Annotated in this window: 10 protein-coding genes and 2 pseudogenes; 8 read left to right on the top strand and 4 right to left on the bottom strand. The window is 46.3% G+C overall.

From position 1 onward, the window contains the following. Positions 1-312 precede the first annotated feature (312 nt). From KE671_RS01850 to KE671_RS01840, 4 genes and pseudogenes are all read left to right on the top strand, one after another. Entirely contained in the window at positions 313-885 is a 573-nt protein-coding gene (locus tag KE671_RS01850) for a DUF1349 domain-containing protein (RefSeq protein WP_206161894.1), read from the top strand. Between the two features lie 38 nt (positions 886-923). After that, positions 924-1,592: pseudogene (locus tag KE671_RS01845) on the top strand (MFS transporter); the annotation flags it as partial. A 99-nt stretch (positions 1,593-1,691) separates the two neighbouring features. Beyond that, positions 1,692-1,796: pseudogene (locus tag KE671_RS22750) on the top strand (hypothetical protein); the annotation flags it as partial. Between the two features lie 208 nt (positions 1,797-2,004). After that, the gene (locus KE671_RS01840) at positions 2,005-2,991 is read left to right on the top strand and encodes a sugar-binding transcriptional regulator (protein ID WP_054177044.1); all 987 of its coding nucleotides are present in this window, start codon (positions 2,005-2,007) and stop codon (positions 2,989-2,991) included. A 40-nt stretch (positions 2,992-3,031) separates the two neighbouring features. On the opposite strand, the gene KE671_RS01835 is transcribed toward KE671_RS01840, so the two are convergent. From KE671_RS01835 to mtnK, 4 genes are all read right to left on the bottom strand, one after another. Then, a complete protein-coding gene (locus tag KE671_RS01835; RefSeq protein ID WP_206161468.1) occupies positions 3,032-4,036 on the bottom strand; it encodes a multidrug DMT transporter permease in 1,005 nt (334 codons plus the stop codon). Between the two features lie 103 nt (positions 4,037-4,139). After that, positions 4,140-4,781, bottom strand: coding sequence for an L-fuculose-phosphate aldolase (locus KE671_RS01830; protein WP_054177046.1), 642 nt, complete (start codon positions 4,779-4,781; stop codon positions 4,140-4,142). A 30-nt stretch (positions 4,782-4,811) separates the two neighbouring features. Then, positions 4,812-5,927, bottom strand: a complete 1,116-nt coding sequence (mtnA, locus tag KE671_RS01825; protein ID WP_054177047.1) for an S-methyl-5-thioribose-1-phosphate isomerase — start codon at positions 5,925-5,927, stop codon at positions 4,812-4,814. 9 nt (positions 5,928-5,936) lie between these two features. After that, a complete protein-coding gene (gene mtnK, locus KE671_RS01820) occupies positions 5,937-7,196 on the bottom strand; it encodes an S-methyl-5-thioribose kinase (RefSeq protein ID WP_206161467.1) in 1,260 nt (419 codons plus the stop codon). A gap of 938 nt (positions 7,197-8,134) precedes the next feature. Here mtnK and KE671_RS01815 point away from each other — a divergent pair. The 4 genes from KE671_RS01815 (at position 8,135) to KE671_RS01800 (ending at position 12,189) form a co-directional block, all read left to right on the top strand. Next, entirely contained in the window at positions 8,135-9,343 is a 1,209-nt protein-coding gene (locus tag KE671_RS01815; protein WP_054177049.1) for a PfkB family carbohydrate kinase, read from the top strand. A gap of 21 nt (positions 9,344-9,364) precedes the next feature. Next, positions 9,365-10,126 carry a glutamine amidotransferase gene (locus KE671_RS01810; RefSeq protein ID WP_156595795.1) on the top strand — a complete coding sequence of 254 codons (762 nt, stop codon included), beginning with the start codon at positions 9,365-9,367 and terminating at the stop codon, positions 10,124-10,126. 66 nt (positions 10,127-10,192) lie between these two features. Next, positions 10,193-11,158 carry a DMT family transporter gene (locus KE671_RS01805; RefSeq protein ID WP_206161466.1) on the top strand — a complete coding sequence of 322 codons (966 nt, stop codon included), beginning with the start codon at positions 10,193-10,195 and terminating at the stop codon, positions 11,156-11,158. Then, entirely contained in the window at positions 11,158-12,189 is a 1,032-nt protein-coding gene (locus KE671_RS01800) for a phosphotriesterase family protein (protein ID WP_206161465.1), read from the top strand. Before KE671_RS01805 ends, KE671_RS01800 begins: the two co-directional genes overlap by 1 nt. Positions 12,190-12,220 lie beyond the last annotated feature (31 nt).

The raw sequence follows: 12,220 nt of genomic DNA, 5'->3' as shown, positions 1-12,220 counted from the left end.
CGTAAGGTAGCGAATTAAAACGACTAATATGAAGTCAGACTCAGAGTTTCATGCCTTTGAAACTCTTCTAACTTGGCAGGGCGTGACAAGAAAAGAATTATGGGGGATCTGCAACAGATCATCTTCTGTCATTTCATTACAGTATTAAGGTAAATGCCAGTTGGACCGTCGGTACATCAGCCACGATCCCAGAAACGCAGGAACCATTGTTCTGTGCAGTTAGCTATCAGGCTGAACCGTTATGCAAGTTCGAGATGTAACTGACATTTTATAATATCGTCATGCTGCGTTCTGGATGACAGGAGAATAATGATGAGTTGCAAGTTTGAATGGATCAATGAGCCCGCCATATGGCGCTACGAAAATAACGCCCTGTCGGTAATCACAGATGATCATACCGATTTCTGGCGTCGTACCTGGTACGGGTTTGAGCGTTTTACCGGTCACATCTACGCTACTGACGTAACAGGAGATTTTACTTTTCAGGTCAGGATCCGCACAGACTTCACCACACTTTATGACCAGGCCGGAATTATGATGTTCTCTGACGAACAGCACTGGCTCAAAGCTGGCATCGAATTTAACGATGGAGCACCTGCAATCGGGAGTGTACTCACGCTGGGAAATTCCGACTGGGCTACAGGACTCTTTCCAGGGGATCCGAAGGAGTTCTGGCTGCGTCTGACCCGTAAGAAAGATGCGTTACGATTGCAGTACTCCTCAGATGGACAGCACTGGCCATTACTTCGCTTATGCTATTTCCCCACGGGCCCAGTAAGAACGGGCGTCATGTGTTGTACACCTCAGCGCCAGGGATTGGAGGTAGAATTTCTTGATCTCAGACTGACTCCTGTGATGGATAAAGGACTGCACGATCTGAGCTGATAAAATTCAATAAATTATAAAAAACGGAGAATCCGTTTATGAAGCCATTTTCGGGAGGCCTTAGCAGGTATTGCAGTGTTCTATTATTTCCACTGGCGATGCTCATCTACGATTATTCAGCCTATCTGATCACGGCTCTCATCCAGCCGGGCATCATCCGCATTTTCCGTGAGCTTCAGGTTGATATCACCCAAGTACCCGCCTCTATCAGTCTTTATTTGGCCGGAGGTCTGGCGTTCCAGTGGTTTCAGAGGCCTCTCTCCGACCGGATTGGTCGCCGTCATGTTCTGCTCACAGGTGTAATGATCTTTGCCCTGACCTGGCTGAGCATGATGTTTGTCACCTCGATCGAACAGTATTTTACTGCCCGTTTTATACAGGTAACTAGTATTTGCTTCATCTCCACCGTTGGTTATGTATCAATACAGGAGGCCTTTGATGAAAAGGATTCCATCCGTATTATGGCGGCTCTGACCTCCATCATATTGCTTGTGTCTGTCATCGGCCCACTGGCTGGAGCAGGTTTAATGCCCTTTATGCACTGGAAGCTGTTATTTGTGATCATCGGAGTGATGAGTCTGATGTCCTGGGCCCTGCTGATGTTTAAAATGCCGGAGACTGTCAAATGTCAGGGCCGAAGTTTTCATCCTGGAGATGTATTATCCGATTTTATCCGCGCCTTCAGACATCCGGTGGTACTGACGGGTGAATCGCCACGGATAATCTAGACACTTCTGAGCTGTGATTGGACTGTCGTGGGGTCAGTTCCATAAATGACTCCGAGGTGTCTGTTAAACTCGTTGAGATTCACTGCTGGCGAAAACTACGACGGTCACTATCTGCGAGGTGACGAACTGCAGGTGATTAAAAAAGAGAGCGATATTGAACCGTTGATTGTGCTGAAGGAGTAACCTCTCTCTAAAACTGATGAACCTGGGACATCACTCCGGCTTTTTAGACTGGGGAAAACGAGATCGGTCGCTCAATGAGTATGCTGATTCAGGTAATGTCAAAGAATAAAATATCTGTATAAAATCATGCTACTGGCAATTTGCATCAAATCTCCGGGTAAACAGGGTCAAGATGAGAATTTTCCCGGCATAATACAGGGATACAAAAGTGGATAGAGATCAAACAAACAGCAGCCTGTTCAATGGTGATCCCGTACTTCATGCAACATGGCTGTACTATCAGGAAGGCAAAAGCCAGACTGAAGTTGCAGCTATCATGGGGGTGTCCCGCGTCACGGTTGTCAAATACCTGCAAACAGCCCGGGAAAATGGACTGGTTCATATCAACCTGGATGTGAATGTCTTTGGATCTATCGACGCTGCTTTGCAAATTCGCGATAAATTCAATCTCCAGAGAGTGATCATCGTGCCTGATGGCGAACATGCCGGAAAACGTGATGATACAAAGCTGATGCGGACTCGCCTTTCACGTGCCGGTGGCATGTATCTGAATCAGGTAATTGAGAATGGTGATGTGCTGGGAGTTGCCTGGGGAAGAACAATTCATCAGATGAGCAAAACCATGACGCCGAAGTCATGTAAAAATGTCACCGTTATTCAGATGCTCGGTTCCATGCCCTCTCAACCAGACCTGACGATTATTGAATCCTCATCGCAAATCGCTTACAAGCTTTCAGGCCGTGTCGCCTCGCTGCACGTGCCCGCCGTGGTATCAAGCGCCAGACTGGCCATGGAGTTACAGGCAGAGCCTATTATTCGATCGAATTTTGACGTTCTGACTCGCTGTACGAAAGCCTTTTTTGTCGTGGGTAACGCGCTTGATGAAAATCCCCTGATTCGGGTGGGCGTGCTGAATAAGAAGGAAATGCAGACGTATCGTGATTTAGGCGCAGTAGGTGTCATTTGTGGCCGCTTCTATGATAAGGAAGGGATGCCCGTCGTGGCGGATGTTGACCAGCGTATTCTGGGAATCAGTCTGGCTCAGTTAAGGCAGATTGAACGGAAGATCTTCCTTGCTGGTGGGGAAAGAGGCTATGACGCAACGTTGGGTGCCCTGCTGGGAGGATATGTCACGGACCTGATTGTTGATGAAGGAACGGCAGAGTTTTTGCTGGCGTGTGAATTACCACACTAAAAGAATGAACAACTGCCCCATGTGGATATGGGGCAGGATTTTATTGATTAGCGGCGATAATAAGAACAATACCCACAATATATGAAATAAACATAGTCAGCAGCAGTTTATTGGTTCCGGCTGGCGCACTGGCAAATTCTCTCCAGATGAAGACTCCCCAGATCACGGCAATCATTGTGGCACCCTGTCCCAGACCGTAGGAAATGGCATAACCCGCCTGACCAGACGCAATCAGACTGAATGCCAGACCGACACACCAAATCATACCGCCCAGCCAGCCGCAAACATGATCCCGTAAACTCCCGGAAAAATACATTTTCCCGTTGACCGCTTCTCCTGAAATAGGCTTTTTCATGACCAGCGTGTTAAGGACAAAGTTCGACAAAAACAGCCCCGCGGCAAACAGAACAAGTGCTGAGTACGGCGTCATCAGACCGCTGGCAGGCTGGCTGAAATTGTCAGACATGGAGTCCGCCAGGAAGCGGAAAAACCATCCCATAATGATACCCGCCAGAATGGCAGTAATGAGACCTTTATTACGGCGAGATTTATCCGCCTCCTGCGTGACACGACCATAGGCTATCGCGGTAAAAATAATGGCGATCATAACGCAGGCGACACCGAGGAACAGAATGAGCGGATCGCCCTGCGGATTGCCGATATAGGTGGTGATCACACCCAGAGCCAATGCCAGCCCCACCCCCACAGGAAAAGCTACCGCCATACCGGCAAGATTAATAGAAGCGACCAGAAGAATATTGGAAATATTGAAGATAATCCCTGCCAGTATTGCCGACATCAGACTACTGCTGCTCGCCTGCTGAATATCAGGTATAAAACTGCGACCGGCTTCGCCCATAGAACCCAGCGTGAAGGCAAATAACAAAGAACACAGCAATAATCCAATTGAATAATCCCAATAGAATAGAGGGAACTCCCATTTTTTATTGCTGACAAGTTTGGTTGTATTCGCCCATGAACCCCAGCAAATCATGGTAATAAAACACATTATTATGGCGACAGCATACGATTCCACGATAAACATAAATAACTCCTTGTGGTAGTTATAATCAATCGTTGTGGACAGAGGGGATAGCAGCCATTCCGCGAATGGCTGCTATATGTTATTAATTAAAATAAAGCTGTAATTACGCTTTCAAACCATATGTTTTGAATTTTTCAAGAACAATGGTCATTTCGGCTTCAGAAAGAACGGGAACATCGTGATGTAATCCGCCACATTTGATGTATAAATCAGCCAGCGTCTCGGTTTCACCCGCCAGCCACAACGTCTTTTCCAGCGTGACGTCCATGGCCAGCATACCGTGGTGCTGCATCAGCAAGGACTTACTTTCTCTGATCCCTTTAGATACACCGTCAGCCAGTTCAGGGCTGCCAAAGGTATAATAGGGAATACAGGGAATATGATCCGTCCCCGATACCGCCACCATATAATGAATGGCCGGAATTGAATGATTATGTATTGCCACCGCCGTGGAATTCACCGCATGCGTATGTATGACAGCATTCAATTCTGGTCTGGCTTTATAACACGCCAGATGAAATAACCATTCACTTGATGGTATTTTACCCGCTTCAGGTATTCCCTTATCGTCTACAAAGACAATCATGTCCGGCGTCATCTTTGAATAAGCGATCCCACTCGGCGTAATCAACATGCCACCGGTATACCTGGCACTCACATTACCTGATGTTCCTTGATTAAGACCTGACGCATTCATTTCCCGACAAGTGGAAATGATATTTTCTGCTAACTTAATCCTTTCCATTCCTGCTCCTTAACAGCAGTGGTCGTCGTTTTAATGCTGCTCATCCTGGAGTGCTTTACTCTTCAGGTCAGCAAACATATCCGCCAGCGCTGACTTACTGGCAGCACAGACTCCGCGCTCAGTAATGAGGCCGGTGATGTAGCGGGCAGGCGTGACGTCGAAAGCGTAGTTCCCACAACGGGTTCCTTCAGGGGCGGTATTGACCCAGCTCAATTCTCCCTGAGGGTTTATCCCGTAGACATGGGACTGCTCTTTTCCGTCACGTTGCTCAATCGGAATGCTTTTTCCGTCCTCGATAGTCCAGTCAATAGTGGGAGAAGGTAACGCGACGTAGAAGGGAACATGGTTATCATGGGCCGCCAGCGCCTTAAGATAGGTACCAATTTTATTACAGACATCCCCCCTGGCCGTAGTTCGATCGGTCCCCACAATGCAGAGATCAACGTCACCGTGTTGCATCAGGTGGCCACCCGCGTTGTCGGCGATCAGGGTGTGAGGAATACCGTGTGAGCCCAGTTCAAATGCCGTGAGTCCGCCCTGATTACGTGGCCGCGTTTCGTCCACCCAGACGTGAACAGGGATTCCGTTTTCATGCGCTTTGTAGATCGGAGAAAGCGCTGTTCCCCAGTCTACAGTCGCCAGCCAGCCTGCGTTACAGTGCGTCAGGATATTGACCACACTCCCGGCCAGTTTTTTCTGGGCTATTTCGCGGATGACTTCTGCACCATGTAATCCAATTTGTTCACACAACGCGACATCTTCCTCGGCAATTTCTGCCGCCAGCGCCCAGGCCACATCCTTGCGCTCTGATACACAGAGATCCTTCAGTGTGGCTATCATCCTGTCGAGAGCCCATTTGAGGTTAATTGCCGTTGGTCGGGTTTTGATAAGAAGGTCATAGTAACGCTGCAGACCCATGTCACTGGCATCGTGATTCATTCCCAGCGCGATACCATAGGCTGCAACGACACCAATAAGCGGAGCGCCACGAACCCACATCTCCTGAATAGCCGTAGCGGCCATTTCCGCAGAGGTAAGCGCCACCACCTCGAACTTAAAAGGCAACTTAGTCTGATCGATGATTTCTACCGCTTTTCCATCCCCGGAAACCCAGACCGTACGGTAGTGTTTACCTTTAATATTCATAATGACCTCTTACTTAACCTTCGCAGACTGGATGACGGAATCCATATTTTTAAACTGGCGGGCATTGACGATAAGATCGCGCGCCATGGTCAATGCACGTCGTTCACATTCTGCGCGAAGCTCTGTATTTTCAATCAGTTTCAGCTCGGCAACGCCAGCAAAACCGATAATCCGGCGATTCATTTCCATGCCGGCATTCACCAGGGAATCTTCAAGCAGCGTGGCAAAAAACTGATCCTGTGCGTCCTCAAGAGCGGCTCTGTTCTGTTGATACATTTCTGTCGGCCACGCGTCGCCCTGTGTTTTATTGTCCCACAACAGACGGAACTCCCGGGTGAAAACGAACCAGGTTTCGACAATCTGCTGAAGCAGCCATTCCTGATAGTCAGCGCGACGTTGCTCATTCGCATCCCACCCTGGACGTGAGAAGAACGCTAACAGAAGGTTGCCTATATAGTTGCCGATATCAAACGCCATTGGCCCCATGAAACCGAATTCAGGATCAATCACTTTGGTATCCGTGTCGGTCACCATGATTGAACCTGAATGAAGGTCACCATGTAACAATGCCTGCGCCTCTGTCATAAATTTGTACTTATAACGCATGGCAACCTGGATCATCTCTACATCAGCCCAGGCGTTATGCACGGCATCGTCCAGCTCAGGAGAAGTCCAGTTATTCCGTTCAGCGTTGTAATAGGGCTCTGTGAAGATCAGATCTTCCGTAATTTTGCACAGCTCATGATTCAACGCGAACTCGGCAGTAAGCGCTTTTTTCTGTTCTGCTGACATGCCAATGTCAGACGTATTGAAGAGGGTCTGGGCTAAAAATGTGCCGATATCTTCAGCAAGTTTTGGAAATGTTTTACCGTTGATCAGCTCTTTACGAAGAATGACGTGTGGCGTCAGGTACTCCATGGCAAACAGTGCCATATCCGGGTCGTAAAAATAGACCTCTGGTATCAGTGTGTGGCCCGCGTACTTTGCTTCCTGGCATAAGACATTGTACTCAAAACCTGCACGGCTCAGAGATAAAGGCCACCCTTCACCTCCGGCACGGAGCCAGGGCAGGGCCTGCTTTACAATGATGGTTTTATGCGTCCCCTCAACGATAAACACCATGTTCAGATTTCCGTCCCCTACTTCTGAAACTTTCCACTCTTCAGGTAATCCCCCCGGTTCACATGCAGGGGTCAGTCTGGATGAGAGATAACCGGGCAGTGTGTCACATGTCAGCGGTTTGTAACCTGATGGAATTGAATCCGTCATAACAGTTCTCCTTGTTTATGCAGAATAACAATCAACTTTTCATATGAAAACTATACATTATCAAATGTAAACATTTATGTGATGCATGTAGATTATTTAAACAGAGATAACCAGAGCAATGCTGCATGTCATTGTGATGCTTACAGAGCCAGGGAGAGATAATAATAAAATTAATAATTAATATTCATGTAGTTATGAAATAATAAGAGTATCATCAGAGGAGTTAACACAGGTTCTCTTAAGCGAAAATGACGTACGGGCGTGACAGAGAAAATTGCACACAAAACAATACATATGTATTTGTGATTTATCCATTGTTTAAGGATTATAGATTTTTTTGCTGAGGCTTTTGATAATCCGCTGCTGAAAAAACCGAAATGCGCACCTTCTTTGTTCAAAAAAGCAGAGAGCCGCCCTTTGAACTCGCTTACTGGCACAAGAATTCAACAGACAGTTATCCATTGCTGACACTCTCAATGATGGCTTTGTGTGGTGTATGGCGCCCTTCCCGTTAACAAACTGTAAAGTGACGTCTTTAGTCTGCATACCGATACGCTGCCCGCCATGTGCGGGCATTTTTTATTCACATTTTTGTCATCCGCAGACCCGGTTTTCATGTACTGCACAAACATTGAGGTGTAACCATAAGTCGCATCCTTAACCTCCACTCGGCGAATGATACATTCTGTTTTTCCGAAGCACGTGTTTAATCTACGTTAATAACCAACAACGTCATAAATTATTTTTCACAAATACATCAACAAACACCCGTTCATCCGATTTATCTAACAAATTAAGCGAAGGTATCTATAACCTCCAGGATAAAGAGAATAACCTTTACTTTTTTTTGCTTTTTTTTGGTTTTGCGAACAATTTTACGGATACCATCACAGCCCTAAATAACAGGAGTATTACATTTGAACTCAGTGAGGTGACGTATGAAAACAGAACGCCATCATGAAATAATAAAATTAATCAGCACAAAAGGTTTTGTTCGTGTAGCTCATCTTTCTCGCCATTTAAAGGTAACGAAAGAAACGATTAGAGCAGATCTTAATGAGCTTTCCCAAAGAGGCTTATTAAATCGCTGTCACGGTGGTGCTTATATCGATATTCATTCTCTTGATAGTGTCACCAAAAATGAAATCATTCACGTCCTTGAGTCTATAGACTCACATGACATAATAACAAGGGGCCCTCCTGTTATGAAAGACAACGTTTGTGTTTTGGGTTCATTTAATGTTGATATTATAAATTATCTACCACGACTTCCCACTGCAGGAGAATCCTTGCTTTCCGGAAAATTGATATTCTCACCTGGAGGCAAAGGATGTAATCAGGCCCTGGCGGCCAGTCATGCGGATGCGAGTGTGACTTTTATTACTAAAATAGGCTCCGATCATTTTAGTGAATACGCCAGTTCTTTCATCAATGCGTCAATCATAAAAAAATCTGTCATTTATAAGTCTGAAGATGTTCAGACTGGCACTGCTTCAATTCTGGTCGATGAGGGTACTGGTGAAAACATGATAGCGATTTTCCCTGGTGCCAACATGACATTGTTGCATGATGAAATTTCGCTACAGCAAGATGCGATAACGGAGTCAAATATTTTGCTTTTACAGCTAGAAACAAACCCTGAGGCTTTAGAACGCGCTATTGAAATTGCAAAGAGAAATAATACCTCAGTTATTATAAATCCCGCTCCTTATAACTCATGCGTTAACCATTTACTGGATGGGCTGGATTATCTGACGCCTAATGAAACCGAAGCAGGATTACTCACTGAAATTTCTGTAATTGATACTACGTCAGCAATGGAAGCTGCAAAGGCAATCTATCACAAAGGTGTAAAAAACGTCGTTATTACTCTTGGCAAAAAAGGATCTGTGGCCTATGACGGCAAAAGATTTATTATTTCCCCTGCTTTTCCTGCTGTCGTAAGGAATACAGCCGGTGCCGGTGATGCATTTAACGGAGCATTGGCATCAGAGCTTGCACGAGGACGCTCTCTGGAAAATGCGTTACTCTACGCCTCCGCATTTTCATCACTGGCAGTAGAAACTACCAATGCCTCAGATATGCCTGATAACAAAGCAGTTCTACATCGAATAAAAACAACGCAGTATCGTCAGGAAATTTATTAAATAACCATAAAGGAACCTAACATGAACGCAGAGACTTCCTCCTTAAAAATCCTGTTTATTGGTGAGTCATGGCATATCCATATGATTCACTCAAAAGGTTACGACAGTTTCACATCAAGTAAATATGAAGAAGGTGCAACATTTTTACTGGAAAACTTACGCCAAAACAACGTGTCCGTCACTTATATGCCAGCTCATCAGGTGCAGATTTCTTTCCCGCAAGAGCAGGCAGAACTGGAGCAATATGATGCCATCGTCATTAGCGATATCGGCAGTAACACTTTCCTTCTGCAAAATGAAACATTTTATCAATCCAAAATCAAACCTGACGCGCTGGATATGATAAAAGAATATGTCAAAAATGGCGGTGGATTATTAATGATAGGTGGTTACCTTTCGTTTATGGGGATTGAAGCCAAAGCCAATTATAAAAATACTGTATTAGCTGAAGTTCTTCCGGTAATTATGCCTGATGGTGATGATCGTATCGAAAAACCCGCTGGTGTGTATGCCTCTCCGGTTGAGCATGAGCATGAAACTGTCTTAGGTTTCTCCGACTGGCCCATATTCCTGGGTTATAACAAAGCAGTGGCAAAAGAAAACGCAACAGTTGCATTAACTATCAATAACGACCCTCTACTTGTTTATGGACGTTTTGAAAAAGGCAGGACAGCCTGTTTTATGAGTGACTGTTCACCGCACTGGGGTAGTCATGAGTTTCTAAACTGGAAATATTACACTCCGATGTGGTTAAACATTCTTCGTTATATCACCAGCAGTTAATAATAACGGGTCAGAAGCTTATATCTTCGGACCCATTCCTGACTGATTAATATACAGGATGGACTTATGAACAAAAGCAAATACTCTGTTCCCTTGCTGATGCTTGCAACAATTCTTGCAGGTACACTTTCTCCAATGCAGTCTGCTGTTAATGGCGAACTGGGTCACTGGCTCAACGATGGAAATGCCTGCGCAGTTATTTCTTTCGCCAGTGGTTTAGTCGTGATGTTCTTTATAATTATGGCCAAAAAAGAGACCCGTCAGCAATTTTCCTCTATTCCTTCGCTGATAAAACAGCGGAAAATACCGCTATGGAACTGGTTTGCTGGCCTGTGTGGGGCAATGGTGGTGTTTTCTGAAGGTGCATCCGCCAGCGCGCTCGGCGTGGCAACTTTTCAAACAGCGTTAATCTCAGCACTCATTCTTTCTGGTTTACTGTGTGACCGATTTGGTATTGGGGTTAGCGAGAAAAAATACTTCACTTCTTACCGGATTATCGGAGCCATTTTCGCCGTTGTCGCTACGGTGTTTGTAGTTTCTCCTCAGTGGCGTTCCACGTCGTTTATCCTTCTGGCCATTCTGCCATTTATGGCAGGTTTACTCGCAGGATGGCAACCTGCAGGTAACGCGAAAGTCGCGGAAGCTACTGGATCGATGCTGGTATCAATCACCTGGAATTTCATCGTCGGTTTTACTGTCCTGGGTATCGCCCTTCTCGTCAGAATCTCACTTGGTCACGTCAGCTTCCAGTTGCCTGATACATGGTGGATGTACCTCGGCGGACCACTGGGGCTGATGTCCATTGGATTGATGGCGATTCTGGTTCGTGGACTGGGATTATTGATGCTGGGCGTGGCCTCCACCGCCGGACAACTACTTGGGTCAGTGCTTATTGATGTACTGATTCCGGCACTTGGCAATACCGTCTATTTTGTCACCCTTGTAGGTACGGTATTTGCCCTTGTGGGGGCGATTGTCACCACCATCCCCGACTTCAAACAAGCACGGCTGGCGAAAGCGGAGGCACAGTAATGAAAGGTTATTTGCAGACTGTTACCGGTTCAATACCTAAGGAAGAGATGGGCTTAACTTTGCCACATGAGCACCTCTTTAATGACCTGTCTTCTGTCGTTGATAAACCCTTTTATAGCTGGTCTGAACAGATCGCTGACTTCTGCGTTTGCGCAGAGAAACAGTGGGCACTTAAGCACGATCCATACTGCTGCGCTGATAATATGAGTAAAAAGGAAATTGAAGATGTCATTGAGGAGATAAAAAGCTTCATGGCGTTGGGGGGTAAAACCATTGTCGATGCCACAGGCTCTGCGTCGATTGGCCGCGACCCGTTATCGCTTTATGAAGTTGCCCGCCGAACAGGTATTAACATTGTCGCCTCTTCTGGCCCGTACCTTGAAAAATTCGAAGGAGAAAAGCTTCATCAGCAAGTGGACATTCTTGCCCGGACTATTGATCGTGAACTGAACGAAGGGATTGACGGAACGGATATCCGGGCAGGAATGATTGGCGAAATCGGTGTCTCTCCAGAATTTACCGATGCGGAGAAAAACGGTCTGCGGGCCGCCTCACTGGCCTGGAAAGACAATCCGGATGTTTCAATCAATATTCACATGCCTGGATGGTTAAGGCGTGGAGATGAGGTTCTGGATATCGTTCTGAGAGAAATGGGAGTCTCCCCGAGGAAAGTTTCCCTGGCTCATTCAGATCCATCCGGAAAGGATCTTGATTATCAACGCCGTATGCTCGACAGGGGAGTCTGGTTAGAGTTTGATATGATTGGGCTCGACATTACGTTTCCGAAAGAAGGCGTAGCGCCAGGGGTACAGGAAACAGCCGATGCCGTCAGCGAGCTCATTGAACTGGGGTATGGAGATCAGCTCGTATTAAGTCACGATGTTTTCCTGAAACAAATGTGGGCAAAAAATGGAGGGAACGGATGGGGATTTGTGCCAAACGTCTTCCTGGGCTATCTGTCCAGTCGCGGGGTTGATGCGAAGTCAGTTAAAAAACTTTGTGTTGATAATCCGGCAAATCTCCTGGCCTGACAATAACCCGGCAGCCCGGACGACGTACGGG

Origin of the sequence: Citrobacter amalonaticus, assembly GCF_018252635.1 — a bacterium.
Taxonomy (GTDB): domain Bacteria; phylum Pseudomonadota; class Gammaproteobacteria; order Enterobacterales; family Enterobacteriaceae; genus Citrobacter_A; species Citrobacter_A amalonaticus_E.
Note: the sequence above shows the minus strand (reverse complement) of the source record. Positions and strands in the feature narration are given on the sequence as shown.

What these genes read in the sequence shown, in the direction of transcription:
- mtnA (WP_054177047.1), bottom strand. Translation starts at nt 5,927, where the DNA reads ATGAATATTAAAGGTAAACACTACCGTACGGTCTGGGTTTCCGGGGAT.
- KE671_RS01800 (WP_206161465.1), top strand. Translation starts at nt 11,158, where the DNA reads ATGAAAGGTTATTTGCAGACTGTTACCGGTTCAATACCTAAGGAAGAG.
- KE671_RS01850 (WP_206161894.1), top strand. Translation starts at nt 313, where the DNA reads ATGAGTTGCAAGTTTGAATGGATCAATGAGCCCGCCATATGGCGCTAC.
- KE671_RS01830 (WP_054177046.1), bottom strand. Translation starts at nt 4,781, where the DNA reads ATGGAAAGGATTAAGTTAGCAGAAAATATCATTTCCACTTGTCGGGAA.
- KE671_RS01815 (WP_054177049.1), top strand. Translation starts at nt 8,135, where the DNA reads ATGAAAACAGAACGCCATCATGAAATAATAAAATTAATCAGCACAAAA.
- KE671_RS01810 (WP_156595795.1), top strand. Translation starts at nt 9,365, where the DNA reads ATGAACGCAGAGACTTCCTCCTTAAAAATCCTGTTTATTGGTGAGTCA.
- KE671_RS01835 (WP_206161468.1), bottom strand. Translation starts at nt 4,036, where the DNA reads ATGTTTATCGTGGAATCGTATGCTGTCGCCATAATAATGTGTTTTATT.
- mtnK (WP_206161467.1), bottom strand. Translation starts at nt 7,196, where the DNA reads ATGACGGATTCAATTCCATCAGGTTACAAACCGCTGACATGTGACACA.
- KE671_RS01805 (WP_206161466.1), top strand. Translation starts at nt 10,193, where the DNA reads ATGAACAAAAGCAAATACTCTGTTCCCTTGCTGATGCTTGCAACAATT.